The organism is Verrucosispora sioxanthis (assembly GCF_010560025.1).
GTDB lineage: Bacteria > Actinomycetota > Actinomycetes > Mycobacteriales > Micromonosporaceae > Micromonospora > Micromonospora palythoicola.
On the sequence record NZ_SAIY01000005.1, the window covers coordinates 143,563 to 161,775 of the forward strand.

General features: G+C 68.2%; 17 protein-coding genes and 4 pseudogenes. 11 read left to right on the forward strand and 10 right to left on the reverse strand.

Annotated features, from left to right (window positions below; translation table 11 throughout):
• Window positions 1–204 precede the first annotated feature (204 nt).
• Window positions 205–474 (reverse strand): transposase family protein, encoded by a 270-nt coding sequence (locus ENC19_RS30300; protein WP_281603593.1) that lies wholly within the window; start codon window positions 472–474, stop codon window positions 205–207.
• Window positions 475–881: 407 nt separating this feature from the next.
• Here ENC19_RS30300 and ENC19_RS16440 point away from each other — a divergent pair, with 407 nt between their 5' ends.
• Window positions 882–1,919 (forward strand): DUF2332 domain-containing protein, encoded by a 1,038-nt coding sequence (locus ENC19_RS16440; RefSeq protein ID WP_208020928.1) that lies wholly within the window; start codon window positions 882–884, stop codon window positions 1,917–1,919.
• Between the two features lie 319 nt (window positions 1,920–2,238).
• Window positions 2,239–2,574: a hypothetical protein gene (locus tag ENC19_RS16445; RefSeq protein ID WP_164448059.1), complete on the forward strand. Its 336-nt coding sequence runs from the start codon at window positions 2,239–2,241 to the stop codon at window positions 2,572–2,574.
• A gap of 219 nt (window positions 2,575–2,793) precedes the next feature.
• Here ENC19_RS16445 and ENC19_RS16450 read toward each other — a convergent pair whose 3' ends face one another.
• Window positions 2,794–3,378, reverse strand: a complete 585-nt coding sequence (locus tag ENC19_RS16450) for a DinB family protein (protein ID WP_164448060.1) — start codon at window positions 3,376–3,378, stop codon at window positions 2,794–2,796.
• A gap of 777 nt (window positions 3,379–4,155) precedes the next feature.
• Here ENC19_RS16450 and ENC19_RS16455 point away from each other — a divergent pair.
• Together ENC19_RS16455 and ENC19_RS16460 are read left to right on the forward strand one after the other, a co-directional pair.
• Window positions 4,156–5,316, forward strand: a complete 1,161-nt coding sequence (locus ENC19_RS16455) for an amidohydrolase family protein (protein WP_164448061.1) — start codon at window positions 4,156–4,158, stop codon at window positions 5,314–5,316.
• A 427-nt stretch (window positions 5,317–5,743) separates the two neighbouring features.
• Window positions 5,744–6,021, forward strand: a pseudogene (locus ENC19_RS16460) (transposase); the annotation flags it as partial.
• On the opposite strand, the pseudogene ENC19_RS16465 reads toward ENC19_RS16460, so the two are convergent.
• A pseudogene (locus ENC19_RS16465) lies at window positions 6,014–6,275 on the reverse strand (AlbA family DNA-binding domain-containing protein); the annotation flags it as partial. The pseudogenes ENC19_RS16460 and ENC19_RS16465 overlap by 8 nt on opposite strands.
• Window positions 6,276–6,378: 103 nt before the next feature.
• Between ENC19_RS16465 and ENC19_RS16470 the strand changes: the two are divergent.
• A complete protein-coding gene (locus tag ENC19_RS16470; protein WP_164448062.1) occupies window positions 6,379–7,719 on the forward strand; it encodes a hypothetical protein in 1,341 nt (446 codons plus the stop codon).
• Between the two features lie 152 nt (window positions 7,720–7,871).
• Here ENC19_RS16470 and ENC19_RS16475 read toward each other — a convergent pair whose 3' ends face one another.
• On the reverse strand, window positions 7,872–8,318 hold the full coding sequence (locus ENC19_RS16475) for an SRPBCC domain-containing protein (protein ID WP_164448063.1): 447 nt from the start codon (window positions 8,316–8,318) through the stop codon (window positions 7,872–7,874).
• Window positions 8,319–8,834: 516 nt separating this feature from the next.
• Between ENC19_RS16475 and ENC19_RS16480 the strand changes: the two genes are divergently transcribed.
• A complete protein-coding gene (locus ENC19_RS16480) occupies window positions 8,835–9,854 on the forward strand; it encodes a C40 family peptidase (protein WP_309245959.1) in 1,020 nt (339 codons plus the stop codon).
• Here ENC19_RS16480 and ENC19_RS16485 read toward each other — a convergent pair.
• The 5 genes from ENC19_RS16485 to ENC19_RS16505 form a co-directional block, all read right to left on the reverse strand.
• Complete coding sequence (locus ENC19_RS16485; RefSeq protein ID WP_208020929.1) at window positions 9,804–10,106, reverse strand: SRPBCC family protein; 303 nt, start codon at window positions 10,104–10,106, stop codon at window positions 9,804–9,806. The genes ENC19_RS16480 and ENC19_RS16485 overlap by 51 nt on opposite strands.
• A 269-nt stretch (window positions 10,107–10,375) precedes the next feature.
• Window positions 10,376–11,440: a glycosyltransferase gene (locus ENC19_RS16490; protein WP_164448064.1), complete on the reverse strand. Its 1,065-nt coding sequence runs from the start codon at window positions 11,438–11,440 to the stop codon at window positions 10,376–10,378.
• Entirely contained in the window at window positions 11,437–12,174 is a 738-nt protein-coding gene (locus ENC19_RS16495) for a class I SAM-dependent DNA methyltransferase (RefSeq protein WP_166458701.1), read from the reverse strand. The genes ENC19_RS16490 and ENC19_RS16495 overlap by 4 nt, the downstream gene beginning before the upstream one ends.
• A 75-nt stretch (window positions 12,175–12,249) precedes the next feature.
• Complete coding sequence (locus ENC19_RS16500) at window positions 12,250–13,386, reverse strand: iron-containing redox enzyme family protein (protein WP_164448365.1); 1,137 nt, start codon at window positions 13,384–13,386, stop codon at window positions 12,250–12,252.
• Between the two features lie 90 nt (window positions 13,387–13,476).
• Window positions 13,477–13,692 carry a CDGSH iron-sulfur domain-containing protein gene (locus tag ENC19_RS16505; protein ID WP_164448065.1) on the reverse strand — a complete coding sequence of 72 codons (216 nt, stop codon included), beginning with the start codon at window positions 13,690–13,692 and terminating at the stop codon, window positions 13,477–13,479.
• A 345-nt stretch (window positions 13,693–14,037) separates the two neighbouring features.
• On the opposite strand from ENC19_RS16505, the pseudogene ENC19_RS16510 reads away from it, so the two are divergent.
• The 5 genes and pseudogenes from ENC19_RS16510 to ENC19_RS16530 form a co-directional block, all read left to right on the forward strand.
• A pseudogene (locus ENC19_RS16510) lies at window positions 14,038–14,330 on the forward strand (VOC family protein); the annotation flags it as partial.
• Window positions 14,331–14,413: 83 nt separating this feature from the next.
• A protein-coding gene (locus ENC19_RS16515; RefSeq protein WP_164447377.1) for an IS5 family transposase occupies window positions 14,414–15,213 on the forward strand; the annotation gives its coding sequence in 2 pieces (ribosomal slippage) (window positions 14,414–14,750 and window positions 14,750–15,213; 801 coding nt in all).
• Window positions 15,210–15,599 (forward strand): annotated as a pseudogene (locus ENC19_RS16520) (VOC family protein); the annotation flags it as partial. The gene ENC19_RS16515 and the pseudogene ENC19_RS16520, both read left to right, overlap by 4 nt.
• A 184-nt stretch (window positions 15,600–15,783) precedes the next feature.
• The gene (locus ENC19_RS16525; RefSeq protein ID WP_164448066.1) at window positions 15,784–16,179 is read left to right on the forward strand and encodes a hypothetical protein; all 396 of its coding nucleotides are present in this window, start codon (window positions 15,784–15,786) and stop codon (window positions 16,177–16,179) included.
• A 191-nt stretch (window positions 16,180–16,370) separates the two neighbouring features.
• The gene (locus ENC19_RS16530) at window positions 16,371–17,495 is read left to right on the forward strand and encodes a TolB family protein (RefSeq protein ID WP_164448067.1); all 1,125 of its coding nucleotides are present in this window, start codon (window positions 16,371–16,373) and stop codon (window positions 17,493–17,495) included.
• 542 nt (window positions 17,496–18,037) lie between these two features.
• Here the strand turns inward: ENC19_RS16530 and ENC19_RS16535 are convergent.
• Window positions 18,038–18,202, reverse strand: coding sequence for a hypothetical protein (locus ENC19_RS16535; protein WP_164447947.1), 165 nt, complete (start codon window positions 18,200–18,202; stop codon window positions 18,038–18,040).
• Between the last annotated feature and the right edge of the window lie 11 nt (window positions 18,203–18,213).

Below are 18,213 nucleotides of genomic sequence, written 5' to 3' on the forward strand. Positions count from 1 at the left end.
TGTCAACCAGCTAAAAGTGCAATGATATTCACACTGCCCAGTCCCGACGTTGGGTGAGATATCGGCGGAACAAACGCATCGCGACCAAAGCCCGCCGCTTCATGAGCAGGGTCATGGGGCTGAATATAATCAGCATCCCGCGGCGGCAACAGGTTTCTTCCTCCGGCGGCGGGCGCTCTGTCCCGTCGACGGGACAGGGCAGGGTCATTGCATAGTGGGGTAGCTGCTGTTCACGGTGGTGATGAGGTCGTGTGGGCGGCGGTTGGCGCGTCGGGTGGCCAGGCGATGTTCGTCTCGCCGTTGCCGCCACGCCGGCGCATCGAGATCGTTGGCCCAGTCGCCGATCGCGGCGAACGTGCTGGCCCCGGCCGTGACCGCGCAGACCGCGACCGCGAGCACGCTCGCCAGCTGATACCGGACCCCTCGCGGGTCACGCGGATCGGGAACCCGCGCCAGGGCCTCCAAGCGCCTCACGGCCAGCAGTCGGTGAGTCGGGCGGGGCGGGGGCCATGCTGACGGATTACGTCGATCAGCGACGATGACACGCGAGGATGTGGTCCTTCTCCGTCTCATGTTGTCTCAGCAACTCCGGTTCCGGGCAACAGGATCGGTACGGAATGGCGGATATCGGTCCTCGGCTTCTTCACCGAAGTCGTAAAGTTCGACGGGCGGCGACCTTCACCCGCCGGCGCGTCGCCCGACCCGGCGTCGACCGGGCCGACGCGCCCAGGCATCGATCGCGGCCATGGTCGCCACACCATCCCTACCGATTCCGGCAAGTCGTGCGCTGAATTATCGGCTCAATGGCTAGAATCTGCGGAATGCGAGAATTGACCGCAGCAAGCGGCGTATCCGCAGGTCGAAGCCGGAGCCTCGCACAGGTGTACCGGCACTTCGGTGAGGTCGACGCCGCCGAGACATCTCCGCTGTACCAGCGCGTCGCCGTCGCCCTCAGTGAGTCCGAAGAGGCACTACGCGCCATCGAGACGGCACCGGCGCGCAAGCGGCAACCTACGATGATCCTCGCCGCCTTGCACGACCTCGCCCTCGCCGGACGCGCACCGGCGCTTGCCGGGGCCTATGCCGCTGCGGACGGCGACGCTGCCGCTGACGCCGCCATCGACACCCTGTTGCGGATGACCGACGCGGTCGTGGCCATCGCCGCCCGCCGAAAGACGCAGATCGACGAGGTTGGGCGCTACGCCGTGTTGTATCCGGGCATCGCCGAGGCGGCGCGCCAGGTAGGTGTGGACGCGGTCGGCCTGATCGACGTGGGCCGTCCGGCCGGACTCAACCTCAATGTCGATCGCGTCGGCATTACATATAGCAACGGACAATCGCTGGGCGACCCGTCCTCACCGGTGCAACGGTCATGTTCTCTTGTGGGAGACCGGCCCGTCCCGTCGCGGGCGATACCCGAGGTCCGCACCCGGGTCGCCGTCCACCTCGATCCCATCGACGTGACCGACGCGGAGGACGTCCGGTGGTTGCGCGCCTGCCTCGGGCCGGACCAGCGGGAGCCGATGGCGAGGCTCGAAGCTGAGCTGCGGTTGGCGGCAACCGCCCCTCCCCTGCTGCTCCGGGGTGACCCGGTCGACGTGCTGCCCGAAGCCGTCTCCCGGGTGCCCGCAGCCGCCCTGCCGGTCGTCATCACGACGTGGGCGCTGTCGCGCTTCCCGCCCGAGCGTCGCCTGCGCTTCCTGCACCGTATTGAGGAAGCTGCAGCCGGCCGCCCGGTGGCGTGGGTGTCGGTGGAAGGGGTTGGAGTCGCGCCCACGATTCCAACCCTTGGCGATCGTCGTGCCTCAGGCCACAGCCTCATCGGCGTGGCGCTGTTCGGCCGGTCGTTGCCCGGCCCCCAGACCATTGGCCGTTGCTGGTCACGGGGCCGCGTACTGACCTGGCTGGCCGACTCCTAGAGGCAGCGTTTTCCCAGGCTCGCTGCCTACCTCGACAACAATCCGTGGATTGAGTGCCCGTGGGAACGCTCGGCCAGCTGACCACCGCACACAAGCACTCGCCTCAGCGGGATGAGCGGATCGTGGGATCCTCGGTTGCCGTACTCGTGGCGACGGCCGGCAAGATGTTGTGGTGGACACGGCAGGACAGTCCGACGACACCTATGAGGCTGTTGGACCACGGGAGTACCTCGATCGGCTCCTGGCGGAGTACGGCCTCCGTGAGGATGAACTCGGGGATCGAATCAGGGTACGCATGCCGGCGCGGGGTACGTCAGGGATGGTCTCTCCGCAGGAGTATCTGGTGCACGAGTCGGTGCTGCGCTCGCACGGCAGTTTCCCCTGCGCCGGTGACTCGGAGGCCCTGACCTTCTGCGAAGAGATCGCTGACGCGATGGCCCGCCGTTTCGACATCTCCCACAGCGAGGCTGTGGCACGCGTCAACCGCCAGTGGTCACAAGCTGGTGGCGCGGGCCGTGTCCCACGTGTCTGGATCGTCGGCCTCGACATCGTCTACCACGAGGATGCGGACTACTGGGCCGCGTCCATCTACTACGGCCCCGACTCGCGCTGGTGGGATCCAGGCGCGGACCTCCAGCCGCTGCCGCCGCCCTGATCGCTACGAGCTGCTACGTGCCAGAACGCTGCATGGACGGGTGGCAGCACCTGCTACTCGCCACTACGGCAGAGAAGAGGAATCCTCGCCGCTTGGTGGGCTGGGGAAACTCCCTGCGGCCAGATGAGTGCGGGCCTCCTCGTACTACTGAACCAGGCGCCGAACCTCGTACAGGCCCCGGGCGCTTCGTCGCGGCGAACGGCGCGGGCCATGTCTCAACTAAGCCTTGATCGGTGCGGCCGACCTGGCGGCCTGCTCGATCTTCGCGCAGTAGGCTGCACGGGCTTCCTCGTCAATCTGCATCTCGTGTTCGGCGCGCAACCCGGTCCGGCCGTCGAGGCCCTCGCGCAGGATATCGGCGTGCCCGCCATGCCGGATGGACTCACCGAGAACATGGACCATGATGGCGAACAGGTTCGTGTCGGCATAAGGCTCCGGCCACCACGGCACGTGGCCAGGAGCGTCGAGAGGAAGCTCGTTGATCGTCGCGTCCGAGTGTTCCCACGTGCGCCGGTAGAACCCGATGATCTGATCGCGGGTCTCGTCCTCAGTCGCCCACAGATCGCTGCCGTTGGCATCCTGCCACCGGGGCAGCGGTTCCGGGCAAGGGCGGTCGAAAACCTCACCGAAGTACCTGGCCTCGACGGTGGCCACGTGCTTGACCAGACCGATCAGGTCGGTCCCGGTCGCTGTCAAAGGTCGACGGACGTCGTACTCGGACAAGCCGTCGAGCTTCCAGAGCAGCGCCTCGCGGTCCCGCCGCAGCCTCCCGTGCAGGTTGACCTTCGCGAACTCATCGATCACGCGGCACGAGCCTGCCATGGGCTACTCGTATTCTCAACCGGCGCTCACCCCGGCAGCGCTCAGCCACCAGCGACCGAACCCGGAATCAGCTCTGCCGCCCGCGGTCACGTACGGTAAGCCCGATCGGTCGGATCGAGCGGATCGTGCGGTCGGCGCCGCGCCAGGCCGAGTAGGCGCGACCGCCCAAATCGTGGACCGGTTGCCCGTCGACGTTGCCAGTCGGCTGCGGGCCCTGGTCGCGGTCGCGGTGCCGTAGGACCGGCACCGGCGAGGAGTCGGTGCTGACGCTGGTCAAGCGTGCGCCGGGCCCCTGGCTCGGACAACCGGCCTGAGCACATTAACGTTCGTCTCAGATTCACTAGGTACGAAAGTCGGCGTCAGATAAGCGAGGTAACCCGCCGACAGGGGGCTAGTGATGACAGTGGATGCAGCGCCGTCAGGAAAAGCGCCGCCCGGGCGATTAAGGTTCGGGGCGGCCACCATGGCTCTGGCGACGGCATACCCGGTCGCCGCCTGCGGGTCGCACCCCCACAACAGTGCAGAGCCCGCCGCGGCCGGCCTGCACAGCACGCACGCGAGCGAGCGGTTCCTCGACCCCGGGCAGGACGCGAAAACCCGTGGTCCCGGCCGGCAGTGCCTCGGCGGGACCGGTGCCGAGGTCGCAGAGGGGGACGCGGCTCGGGTGGAGACCTGGGCAACGAAGGCTCGATCTGAAGCATCTCGCAGACGGATGCCGTACGGATACCACACCACACAAACACCTGAAGAGAGACTGGCATGAAGCCCATGGGACGCCGCAGCTTCCTGGCTGCCGCCACGGCACTCGGCATCGGCGCCGGTGTGTCCACGCATGCCATTGTCTCGGCAGCGAGCGATAACGAGGCTCCGGACCAGGCTTCGGACCAGAACGCGGACAAGACCGCGGAAATTTACGAACGAGACCGCGACCTGCCCTTCATCGGCACGGAGGAAACATTTTCAACTCCCACGTTGTTGAAGCTGAACTCCATCAATGAGGATCACATAGCGTTCCTTGAGGAGATTGGTCTTTCGGATCTAGACCAACGCCGCATCGGCGATATGGACGCGGGGGGACTCAACGTTCAAATCCTCTCTGCTCATACACCGGCCGTACAAAATGTCCCGGGAAAAAGAGGCATCGACCTTGCCTATCGCCTTAACCGGCAACTTGTAGACGGGCCAATCGCCAAATATCCGGGCCGCTTCAAGGCTTTCGCCACCTTGCCATTGCAGAGCCCGGAGGCGGCGGCGGACGAACTGGAACGCTCGGTTCGGGAAGATGGCTTCTTGGGCGCACTGACCAACGGACATATCACGAAGAAGTACCTCGATCATCCCGATTTCGAGCCCGTGCTGGCACGTGCCGTTGCTCTCGATGTGCCGATCTACCTGCATCCCGGCTATCCAGCTGACGAGGTCTTCGAAATCCTTTACAGCACCACACGATCTGAATACACGAAGGAATACCAACCTTACATTTTCAGCGGATCTGGATATGGCTGGCACCAGGAGGTGCTGACCCAATGCGTTAGGATGATCACGTACGGGGTTTTCGACAGGTTCCCCAAACTGAAGATCATTATCGGTCACATGGGCGAAGGCCTTCCCTTCTACTACGAGCGGATCGCCAATGACATGGGCGAGCCGACCGAAAACTCGCTTAAGAAGCCCTTCGAGCAATACTTCCAGGACAACTTCTGGGTCACAACCAGCGCATTCCCCCAGACCGAACTGCTCAATCTCCTGCTGAAGTACATAAGCGTGGATCGAGTGATGTTCGCGACCGACTACCCGTTCGCGGACATAAAGGCGCAGACCGACTGGTTCCGCGGAGTCGATTTGCCACGCGAAGACAAGGAAAAGATTGCGTTCCGAAATGCAGAGAAACTGTTCAGAATGAAAATGCCCGTGAAGTGACGCGCCGGCGTCGGCAGCAGTAGCGACTCTCCTGGCCTCCCCAGCGCGCCGGCCGGTCATCGACAGCGCGGTTCGCGAGGGTCTGCTACGGGACCCGTAGCAGACCCTCACCCCGCCCACGCCACCCCGACAACGACCACGTCATCGCCTGGTCACGCCTGGACGCAGTCCGGTGGCGAGCACAGCATTGCCACTGACGGCGAGAGCGAACCCAGTGCCGTTGCAGGAACGGGTGTTCTGCCCTACGGCTTGGAAGCGGGTCAGCTCGTTGGTCTTGCCGTCGACATCGACCCAAGGCGTGTTTCACAAGTCGTGGTGGCCGGTGTAGATCACGGCGTGGCGGTGATCGATAACTGAAGAGGTCTCCGGCAGATGGTTCAGCGACCAAGCTAGAACTTCACACCGGAGACTCCTTGGCACCCGAGCGGTGACGAGGCGGCTCGACCTCACCGACGTCCAGTGGCAGCGGCTCCCTGCGCTGCTGCCTGCCGCGTCGGGCAGTGGCCGGCCGCCGAAGTGGGACAGACGGCAGCTCTTTGACGGGATCCGGTGACGGATCCCGGATCGGGTCCCCCGTGGCGCGACGTCCCGGCTGAGTATGGGCCCTGGCAGACGGCCTACGGCCTGTTCCGCCGCTGGCAACGTGACGGAACGTGGGACAAGATCCTGTCCGCGTCGCAGGCCGCCAGTGACGCGGACCCTCGATGCCGAGGACCCGCCGTCGTCCTCGACGCCGATGAGTAGGACACCGCCCTCGGCGTTGAGGAATCCGCACACGGTCTTGACGAGGATCTGCCCGAGCTTCGGGTCGTACTGGTTGGTGTGGGGGTTCCATCGGCCGCTGGACTTGAACTCCGTCGTCTGGGATTCGCCTGCGGCAATGAGATCCGCGGTGGTCGTCGCTACGTACCTCTTGCGCTCGCCTGCGAGCGTGTTGAGGCGTCGCGGACGACTGCCAACCGCCGGCGCGGTCGCCGAAGTCGCCGACAGTTGCGATCGATGTAGAGGCTGGTGTCCTCGTCGCATCGCGGCGGATGGCGGCCTGCTGCTACAACGTCCTGTATGGGTGCGGAGCCGGACGTCGCGGGGGCCTGGGGCGGCCCGTCGGCACCCGGGTGGCGTGTTCTGGGGCAGCTCGGCGCGGTGTGGCTGCTCGGGTCGGCGCTGCTGACCACTGCCATCCCCGCGCTGGGCCCGCTGCTCTTCGTCGGCTGGCGCGCGGTGCTGGTCGGGCTGCTGGTCGTGGTGGTCCTCGCCATGGGGTTGCTGTGGCTGATTGCCCGGTCCACGGCGTCCGTCACGGTCCTCGGTGCCCGTCCCGGCCTCTGGGTGCTGCTGGTCTTCGTCGGTGGGCTGGCCCTGGCCCGGCTCGGCTGGCGCTGGACCGACGAGGTGGGGCTCGGCGTCAGCTCCGACAGGACGCTCACCATGCTCCTGGGCGGCGTGCCACACGTCCTCGTCGCTGGGCTGCTGCTGCGCGGGTGGCGGCCGCGGCTCGCCGCCGGGCTCACGCTGGTCGGCCTCCTGGGCCTCGGCGTGGTTGCGCTCGCCCGTTCCGGCCCGGGCGAGGTCGCCGAGCGGCTGCGGTACGCGGCCCAGGACCGCCGGGCCGCGTACGTGGTCGAGGTCCCCGGATACCGCCCCGTCGATTCCGCCTACGGCGGTGAACTGGGCGCCGGGGATTTCGTGCCCGCCGACCCGGCCGCGGTGCCGCCGGCGCGCCACGTCAACGTGATCGCTGGCCCGGTTGTCGGCGACGCGCGGGGGGAGTGCGGCCAGCCGTACCTCGATGCCGCCCCGGCGGTAGAGAGCTGCGCCACTGAACCGGGTGGGGCGGTCTATCTTCGCGGGGTTGTCGAGCACGGATACCAGGTGACCCGCGGCGACCGCGGTGTCGTCGTCCTCGGCTCGCTGGCCGTCGACCGCGACCTGCTGCGCCGCGCCACCCGCACGCTACGCCCGGCGACCGCCGTCGATTTGCCCACCGAGGAACGGCCGGCCGACCTGTTCGTGGTCGGCCTGCCGGGTTACCGGGCCCAGCCACTCGGCATCCCTCGGGGCGTGGGCTACGCACCCGCCGACCACACTGGCGGCGTCGCCAGTGTGCGCGTGGCGCTGCACGTCACGTTCGCCGGGCAGGACCCGTGCTTCCAGGCCGCCTGCACGTCCGAGGGCGCCGGGCTCACGTACGTCCGGCGCGAGGACAGCCACGGGTACGTGCTCCGCCGGGGGGATGTGGACGTCGGTGTCACCGGCGGCGTCGCCGTCGGCCGGTCGCTGCTGCGGGATGCGGCGTTGACGGCGCGTCCCGCGAGCGAGGACGAACTGCTCCGAGCCCTGCCGCCGCCGCCCAACCGGGACCTGCTGGACCGGCTCCGGGCCTGGCTGCAGACCCGCACCTGACGACTGTGCCGACCGCCCCGCATCCGTACCTGGCCGCGGGGCTCCAGAGGGCGGAGAGGGGCAGCACAGGCAGGCGCCCGGCCGTGACCCCACGTAATGCGCGACTCGCGGCTATGACGTGTTCAGTCCGGATCCGCCATCTCGCGACGGGGTTACCGTTCAACGTGGACGGCGAGGTTTGCCAGCGAGGACGCGAGCCCGGCCGCGTGATCCTCTGCGGAGACGCCAGAGGGCACGTCATCGGCTCGGATGTCCACCCGCGTCCCATCGCCGGTTGCCTCGACCTCCCAGGTCATCGTCTCGGGATCGTCGGCGACGAAGTTGACGGCGTGCACCACCCGGACACCGGGGACGATGTCAACGAAGCGCGCCTCGACGATGTCGGAGTCCGCGGTGGCCTTGCCCGACGCGGTCGAGGCGTCCGCGTAGGTAAGCACCATCCGGTACGACCCACCCGGCCGGGCATCGAACCGTTCGAACCTGCCGCTCATCCCCGCGGGCGGAAGCCACGCGACGAGGGCGTCTGGATCGACGAGCGCAGCGTAGACACGATCGGGAGGGGCCGCGATCACCCGCGAGGCTCTGTCCGTGCGTGGCATAGCCCCATCATGGCTCATCGTCCAGGCCCCACCTCGGCAGGACCGCACGCGGGCACCGGCCGGCTTCAATGCCGCCCTCGGTGACAAGCGGTTCGCGGCAGATCGGGACACCTGGCCGGCCGCTGGTAGCTGTAGGCGGCAGTGGCCTGCTCAGCGGGGCTGGGCGTCGTCTTGCAAGCCGGCCGCTCGGCGCCAGCGGGTGACTTCGGCCTCGTACGAACCGGTAGCGGTCGCGGCCACGACTGCCGCCGGATCCGCCCCGCCGACCAGTAGGGCCAGGGGCCAGGCCGGCACTCCCTGCGCGCCGTCATAAGCGGCCCAGGTCCACGGGCCATCGAAGCGCCATGCACGACCAGTGGCATCGGCAACATCATCGCCGACCTCCAGGAACGCATACGGTCTAAAGACCAGTTCGAGCGTGAACGGAACACCGCCATCGGGCTCGATGCTCGTGCCCTGGAACTCCGCTGCCGCATCCGGAGCCTCACCGGCGCAAAATCCTCATCGGTCGTCGCCGTGATCATCGTCGCCTGCCTCGGCCTGCCCGTACTCCTGCTCTCTGCCGTCACCGGTGGCGGCCCCGGCGGATGCGGTGTCGTGCCCGCCCTACGGCTCACCGGTCCCCCATCCGGCGCGTGGGACACCGAGCAGCTGGACATCGCCGCGACCATCATCGACGTCGGCGTCGCCAAAGGCGTACCCCGGTGGGGCTGGGTCATCGCCGTCGCCACCGCCATTCAGGAATCCGGCCTACGGAACCTGGCGCACCTCGGCGACCGCAACGACCACGACTCCATCGGCGTGTTCCAACAACGCCCTAGCCAAGGCTGGGGCACCACCACACACCTGTCGAACCCCGCCTACCAAGCCGCACAGTTCTACGACAAGCTCCTCACCGTCCCCGGGTGGGAGTCCATGCCGCTCAGCCGCGCCGCCCAGACGATCCAGGTCTCCGCCTTCCCGCACGCCTACGCCACATGGACCGACGAAGCGCTGCACCTGGTGGAGCACCTGACCGGCACCCTCACCACCTGCGCCACCGACGCACTCGGTCCCCTACCCGACCAGTTCACGCTACCCACGCACACCCCACCCGCCGTCACGACCGCCATCGGCTGGGCCATGCACCAGATCGGCACCCCGTACCACTTCGGCGGCGCCTGCACCGACCCGCACTCCGGCGACCCCGCCCAGCAGTGCGACTGCTCATCGCTGACGCAGGCCGCCTACCGGGCAGCCGGCATCACCATCCCCCGCATCACCACCGACCAAGCCCACACCGGCCACCAGGTCACCGACCCCGCACTCCTGCTGCCCAGCGACCTCATCCTCATCCCCGGCAGCCACGGCAGCATGACCAACCCACGCCACGTCGGCATGTACCTCGGCGACGGACTCATCATCCACGCCCCCGCACCGGCACCACCGTCACGATCATCCGCATCGACGGCTGGGCCAACCAGATCGCCACCATCCGACGAATCATCACCCGGTGACCAGGAGAACCCGTATCCTGACCCGCCCCGGATCTTGTAGAGACTTTGTCCACATCTCAGGGGAAGACCAGTAGGCGGTGATTCGGCTGGTCATGCGCCAGGCCAGTCCGAAATGACGGGCGTGGAAAGTGACCTCGTCGCCGAGGGCGAGTTGACGTCGTCCGCTGCTGGTCGTGGCCGTCTCACGGCTGGCAGGCAGGGACGCGGTGTGGACATCCAGGTCGAGGGTCAGGTCGAACACCACACTCGGCGTGGCGTTGATGACGGACACGACCTCGATGAGCGCCGGCACGTGACGAGCCTAACCCTGGGCGATCCCGCAGGCCGCCCGGCCATGACTGCGTCCGAACGCCACAGCGGTCGGGCACCAAACTGGTCTCCGCGGCGAGCGCTTTGCGCAAGGCCGTAGCCTCGGTAGATGGGCTCGCAGCGGGCGAGCCGAAGCGCAACGATGTGCCGTCGTAGTCGCGGTACATGCGGAACGGCACCCAGTCATGAACGGCGGTCACCCGTCAAAAAGATTTTCGCGTATGTCGCGAGCGGAGCGCGGGTCCAGAGTGGTCACCGGACGGTCGTGAACTTGGCCAGTGCCTCAGGGTCGTTCAGCCCTGGAAGGCCGATCTTGGGTGATTCAGCAATCGATGCGGCGAGCCGCCGCCGCAGGGTCCGCGTGGAGTGGGCGGCGCGGCCGAGCCGCCCGCCGGCGTAGCGCACGCCACCACAGAACACGCCCTGGGCGACCGCGAGCCAGCTGCACACGCCGCGCTCGATCAACCAGAGGGGCGCCAGCACCGCGGTTGCCGGCGGGAAGACCGCCGGACCGCCGGCCTTGCGCCGGCCGGTCTCGGCCACTCCGATGACCGCCGCCGCAGCCGCGGCCAGCAGCCCCGGACGCCGGGCGGCGACCGCCGCCGCCACCCCGGGTATTACGAGCAGCGCGGCCACCAGCCGCACCGGCTGGGCGAGTTCGTCGTACGCCTGGCGAACGCGCTGGGCGGCGAAGTGTCGCGTGGTGGGAGGCAGGCGCCGGACGTACAGCCCGGCGGGGGCCACCACGCTGCCGCCGAAGGCTCGCACGGTCCGGATCAGCTCGAGGTTCTCGAAAAGGACTTCGGGGTCGTAGCCACCGGCGGCGAGGAAGACGCTGCGCCGCACCGCGAGGGTTCCGGGAAAGTCCGCGCCGATCGCCCGGTTGAGCAGGATCCGCCCGGTGTCCCAGTAGGCGTGCCAGGTAAGCGGGTCGAAGTGGTTCTGGGGTTGCACCAGGTCCGCCCGTCGCAGGAGACGCCGGACCTCGCGCAGTCCGTCCTCGTCGTAGCGGACGTCGTCGTCGGCGATCACCACGTCCTCGTGCGTGGCCGCCGGCACACCGGTCAGCACGCCGAGCACCTTGCCGTTCCGGCCGGACAGGCTCGGGTCGGGCGGCAGGTGTCGGACCAGCGGATGCCACCGTCGGTGGTGGCGGGCGAAGACCTCGGGCGGCGACCCGTCCACCACGATCACCTCCACCCGGGCGGCGAGCCAGCGTAGGTAGTCGGTCAACTGCTCCGGGTCGCTGTCGTCCATCCGCCGGATCGGCAGCACGTACGACATCGGTATCGGTCGCAGCCGGGCGGCGCCGGTCATGCCGAATCCGCCCGGCGGTAGACGCTCACGTGTTCCCGGCTGTCGTCGCCGAACGGCAGGCGCGTCCAACCGGCCCACCGGTGTTCGCGGCGCAGCCCGGCCAGCTCGGCCATCAGGTCCAGCTCCGCCGGCCAGGCGTACCGGTGGTTCGCCGGCAACAGGTGGACCCCGCCCGCGGTCAGCCGAACCTTGGTGGTGGTCATCCTCTGCTCGGCGGGGTGCAGGAGCGCCGCCTCCAGCAGAACCTCGTCCTCCGCGACCCGTACCGGACGCAGTGCCGAGCCGTTGCGGAACGCCGCCGGGTCCGGCACCCAGGCCTCGACCACGAACCGACCTCCGGGACGCAGGTGAGCGGCCGCGTTGCGGAAGCAAGCCACCTGCGCGGCCTGGTCGGGCAGCGCGAAAACGGTGTTGAAGGCGAGGAGGACCAACGCGAAGTCGCCGGGTACGCGGGTGTGGGTGAAGTCCCCCACCGCCACGTCGATCCGGTCGCCGCCCGCCTTGCTCCGCAGGCCCGCCACCATGTCGGAGGAACCCTCGATGCCGGCGACCGTCAGGCCGCGTTCGACCAGCGGAAGCGCCAGGCGACCGGTGCCGATGCCGAACTCGCAGACCGGCCCGCCCTCGGCCAGCTCGGCCAGGACCTGCACGGCGCTGTCCGGAGTCAGATACGCGTAGGTCTCGTCATACACGTCGGCCACGTACCGCCCGTAGGCGCTCGCGTCAAACGACAACTCTGCCTCCCGCACGACGATGGTCCTGCCGGTGCCCGTTTCGTCGCGCTCGAAAGGGCCGGCACCGCTCGCGGCTCAACAGGCCAGGCCGGTCATCAGGCTCGCCGTCTCCGAGCCGGTGGCGCGATGCGGCTCCTCGACGTGGAAAGTGATCGGCGCGCCGGGACCGCGGGGACGCAGGGACCTGCGGCCGGCCTGCCAGCTGTCCAGAATCCAGGCGGCGAAGAGACGGTCCAGCGCCAGGGCGGCGGAAGCCCCAAAGAGCACGTCGGCGGCGAGGTGCGGCTCGACCCGGACCAGCCCGCCGCACATGTCGTGCGCGGCGATCTGCTCGTGCACCGCGTCCGCCTCGACGTGCTCGTCGTAGAAACGGGTGGCCGCCTCGTCGAAACCGAGGCGCCGCAGGCCCCGCCCGTAGCGACGGTTCGGCAGTGACGAGGTCATCTCGTAGGCGGCGAGGTGCCCGAGCAGCGCCCCGCGCAACCGGCGGTGCAGCCCGAACAGCGACATCAGGTTGTTGCCCGCCAGGGTCACCGCGGGCACCGCGTCCAGATAGGCCCCGTACCCGGTGTCCAGGCCGAGCCGCTCCAGGGTGACGCGGAACAGTTCGGCGTGCATGCGGTCGAGCCGGCCACCGCCGTACTCGTCGACCTGGATCTCGACCAGTGCGGCCTTTGCCGGGCCGCCCAGCCGAGGCAGAGCCCAGCTGTGCGGGTCCGCCTCTCGAAGGTGGTAGATCGAGCGGTGCGTGACGAACTCACGGAACTGCTCGCGGGTCGCCCGCCGTTGCAGGTACGCGGAGAGCGCCGGGCCGTCGTCGGCCGCCACCACAGCGGCGAGAGCGGAGGCCGTTGTTCGCCCGTCGAGGAGCGAGGGCTGCGGGCCGGCGAGCGCGCGCACGGCCGCTTCGAAGACCGCTTCGGCGCGGCTGCGCAGCGCGATCAGCGACGGCTGCCACTCCCACCGGTCGTCCACGCCGCGCCAACCGCGGTAGTGCAGCTCGTAGCAGAGGAACAGGGTGAGCTGAAGGTCCTCGTCATCGATCGGGTCCACCCCGTCGAACTCGGAGGCCAGGTCCGCGGACAGGTCGTGCGGGGCGGACATGAGCGCGTCGTGCAGCGCCGCGGAGACCGGCCCGCGTGGCTGCGGCAGCGGCGCCGGACCATAGCGACGGTCATCACCAGACTCAACCACGCTGGCCTCCCCGCACAGCCGCCCCGCCGCCTGTCCCCGCTCCCGATTGCCAGAAACCCGGTGTCCGGCGTCGATCGGTGCGGGCGCGTCCCGGGCGTCTCGGTGGGTTCATCGCGGCTTCTGGGTGTCACGATCGGCGCCGGCACGGAAGTTGATCACCTTGTGGGTGCCGTCGCAGAAGGGCTTGAGGGTCGACTTTCCGCACCGGCACAGGGCGATCGTCGCCCGGCCCGGTGCGATGGGCGTGCCGTCCGGTGTGCGTAACTCGAAGTCGCCGCGGACGATCAGCGGCCCATCCTCGTACGGGGTGATTGTCGACGTCATGCCGCCTGTGATCCCCCGGCTGCGGCGATCCAAACTGCCGTCAGGCCCGCGCGACACTGCTCCGGGTTCAGCCACCTCGGCCTCGACTGCCCAACGGACGGCCTGTCGTGATCAACGATTCGGCCCAGCCTCCGAGCGCCCTCCGCGCAGGTCTGTTCCCAGCAGAGGTGTCACCTAACGGCTCGGGTCTGGGCAGTTCAACGGACACGGGGGACAGCGGTGACAGGAGTGACACGGGTCTGCCCGTTTCGCGGATATCCGAGATCAGGACGCCTACCTCGCCGCCGCCAGCGAACCCACCGCCGGCGTCCTCTACGCCCTCGCCGTCGGCAACGTCATCGATTCGAAACCTTCTACGGAGCTCTCGGTTTTCGCACCACGTACAAGCAGCGCAAGCCCAACGCGTGTGTGGGGGTGCAGCGGGAAGACCTGCATCTGCAGTTCTTCGGGATCGCCGGGTTTGACCCGGAGCAGTCCTATGGATCCTGTCTCGTCCTCACCGCGGACATCGAGGGACTGCACTCGGCGTTTGCCGCCGGCATGCGCGCCGCGTACGGCAAGGTACTGGTGTCCGGAACGCCGCGGATGACCCGGCCTCGGGCGCGGAAAACGCCGGCGGGTTGGGCGGGTTTAGAGTTCCTAACGAAATGATGGTGGGCGTGTCCTCGGGACGTGAGGGTCGTTCTGTCTGAACGTGAGGAGGGGTGAGCAGCCGCCGTGGATCGTCTCGGACGAGTTGTGGGCCGAGATCGCGCCGCTGCTGCCGCCCCGAGCACCGCGTAGGCACCGGTTCCCGGGCCGAAAGCCTCTCGATGATCGGAAGGTGTTGTGCGGGATCCTGTTCGTGCTCTACACCGCGATCCCGTGGGAGTACCTGCCCCAGGAGCTTGGGTTCGGGTCGGGCATGACGTGCTGGCGCAGGTTGCGGGACTGGAATGATGCTGGTGTCTGGCAACGACTGCATGAGGTTCTGCTCGGCAGACTGCGGGCCGCTGGGCAGTTGGACATGTCTCGGGCGGTGATCGACGGCTCTCACGTTCGGGCGCTCAAGGGCGGCCCAAAACCGGTCCGAGCCCGGTCGACCGCCGCAAGCCAGGCTCGAAACACCACGTCATCACCGACGCGGGCGGCATCCCTCTCGCCGTCAGCCTGACCGGCGGCAACCGCCACGACGTCACCCAACTGCTGCCCCTGGTCGACAAGGTCCCACGGATCAAGGGCATCCGCGGCAGGCCCCGGCAACGGCCCGACCGGATCTACGCCGACCGTGGCTACGACTTCGACAAGTACCGCCGCGAGCTCCGCACGCGCGGCATCACACCCGTCATCGCCCGACGCGGCATCGGCCACGGCTCCGGCCTCGGCACCCGCCGCTTTGTCGTCGAGCAGACCATCGCCCTGCTGCACTGGTTCCGCCGCCTACGTATCCGCTGGGAGATCCGCGACGACATCCACGAAGCGTTCCTCACCCTCGCCTGCGCCATCGTGTGCTGGCGCCGGCTGCAGCGCTCAAAGAGTTAGGAGCTCTTAGTGTCATTGACCCGGGCGGCAACTGGATCCGCGTTCTTCGGGACGCCGCCACCGCGCCCGTGCCGGCCACCACGCCTGCCGGGCGGCTGGCCAAGGCCCTGGCGAATGCTGTTGTGCAGGCCGATTCCAGGGGAAGCGTCGGACAGGCCGTTCGGATCCTCGACAGCGCGTTGGCCCGGCCGCAAGCCGACGACGACCCGGTCGATCAGGTAGAGGTCCTGGTCTACCGCGCCGAACTCGCGATGGTGCTGCACGATCCAAAGACTGCGGCCGAGATGCTGGCCCGCGCCGGCTCGGTCGCGCTCACGCAAGAAGAATCAGAAAGGGCGGCACCCGCGTTCGACAACGCCGCCGACCTCGCAGCAGGACTGCGGTGACTCACCAGACGAACGCCTCCCTCATCTCGGCTACGTCCGGGCGTTCTCGTAGCTGCCAGGCCAGAGGTCGACGGCTACCGAAGGTTATGGACGTGCCGGGGACCGGCGCACGCCCGGCGGCGACAGAACTATCGGGTACCGGACGTGGGTGAACAATCGCGCTCCAGTCCGAGACCAACCAGGTATGACGACACAATTCGAGACACCCGCCACGACTCGCAGGACCGTACGATTTCGCCTGCACCGCCCGATCAGCACCGCCGCTGCCGGCGTAGCCGTGCTCGGCAGCCTCGCCGTCGGCGTCGCACCTGCCGCCTCCGCCGCCGCACCGCCAGCTACCACCCGAGTCAGCGTGGACAGCAAGGGCGGCCAGGCCACCGAGTACCGCAGCGAGCCCTTCGCGGCGAGCGCGGACGGCCGGTATGTCGCCTTCACCTCCGCCTCGCCGAACCTGACGCCTGACGACACCAACAACACCTGGGACGTGCTGGTCCGCGACCGCCGAATCGGCACCCGAGCCGCGTCAGCCAGTCCACTGAGGGATCTCCGGGCGACAGCTCCAGCTACGGCCACTCCCTGAGCCCGGACGGCCGATACGTCTCCTTCACCTCTGACGCCACCAATTTGGTGCCTGGCGACACCAACGGGTCCTCCGACGGCTTCGTCCACGACCGCCGCACGGGCAGCACCAGCCGGGTCACACTGACCAATGGCAGCACCCAGACCAATGCCCGCAGTTACGCACCCGCCATCAGCACCGACGCTCGATTCGTGGCGTTCGTCTCCGAAGCCACCAACGTGGTGCCGGGTGACACCAACGGAGTAGCCGACATCTTCCTGCGTGACCGGCGAGCCGGTACCACCGTCCGGGTCAGCGGCACGAACGCCGACGCGCCGTCGGACGCACCGTCGATCAGCGCCAACGGCCGGTACGTGACGTTCACCTCTGGGGCGCCGTTGGTTCCCGGCGACACCAACGGCGTAGCCGACGTTTTCATCCGTGATATACGTACCGGTAGCCTCCGGCGGGTGAACGTATCCACTACGGGCACACAGGCGAACGCGGTAACCGTCTCCCCGATGATGAGCGCGGACGGCCGGATCGTGGCGTTCACGTCCGACGCCACCAACCTGGTGCCCGGCGACACCAACGGAGTAGCCGACGTGTTCCTACGAGACCTGCGCGCCGGAACGACCGTCCGGGCCAGCCTGGCGGCCAACTGCGGACAGGGCAACGGCGGCAGCAGTTACGGCCCGATGATGAGCGCGGACGGCCGGATCGTGGCGTTCACGTCCGACGCCACCAACCTGGTGCCCGGCGACACCAACGGAGTAGCCGACGTGTTCCTACGAGACCTGCGCGCCGGAACGACCGTCCGGGCCAGCCTGGCGGCCAACTGCGGACAGGGCAACGGCGGCAGCAGTTACGGCCCGATGATGAGCGCGGACGGCCGGATCGTGGCGTTCACGTCCGACGCCACCAACCTGGTGCCCGGCGACACCAACGGAGTAGCCGACGTGTTCCTACGAGACCTGCGCGCCGGAACGACCGTCCGGGCCAGCCTGGCGGCCAACTGCGGACAGGGCAACGGCGGCAGCAGTTACGGCCCGATGATGAGCGCGGACGGCCGGATCGTGGCGTTCACGTCCGACGCCACCAACCTGGTGCCCGGCGACACCAACGGAGTAGCCGACGTGTTCCTACGAGACCTGCGCGCCGGAACGACCGTCCGGGCCAGCCTGGCGGCCGACGGCGGACAGGGCAACGGCGGCAGCTACAACGGGGTGGTCAGCTGGGACGGCCGACACGTCGCCTTCGCCTCGATGGCCACGAACCTGGTACCGGGCGACACCAACGGCGTGTCTGACGCGTTCCTGGGCGGTATGCCGCGCTGATCCACTCGACGTGGGGCAAGAGTGCCCCGGCTACCAGGAAGCCGGGGCACTCGGCACGCCACGGGTCGATCGAGAGCAGGGCGTCGAAGCCGCTGCCCAAGTCCATATCACCAGTGTGAAACTGTGCGGCCTACAGGCGGGACGAGTCTGCGGGATCACCAATCAGGAACAGCAGGAAGGCAGCTACATAGATCTGCTCGTACTCGTCAGCCTCGCCGCCGTCCGGACCCTCGCGCCAGGCCCTTTCGAGGTCGAAATCTTTCGCAGCATCCCGCGGCGGGGACGCGGGTCACCGACGTCCACCATCCGGAGTGCTTCCCGGCGCGAAGCCGAAGTCGACAGGTCCACAGACATGGGCACGCGTGCACAGTAGTCGAGCGCGAGTCATCCACCTGGGCCGTCTGGAAACGGGCTTGCCCTTTGCTACTGAGGGTGGCGGTACGTAGCGGACGGTTCGCGGCATGACAGTGAAAATGCGATCGAGCTCAGAGCGTCACGTGGATCCCGACCGGCGTCCTCGAACCGGCACCACATGTTCATCCTCAGGCAACGATGGCGGTGGTCACCGCAGTGATCGCGGCGGAGGTAGTGGCGACGGCCAGGGCAACGAGCCACCCCCGATAGTGGCCAGGGCGGCTGTGACGACCGCGCCGGCTGTGCAGGTCTGATGTCCGGACGAGGCGTTCGAGTTCGATGGTCGAGGTCATGGGTGTCAACC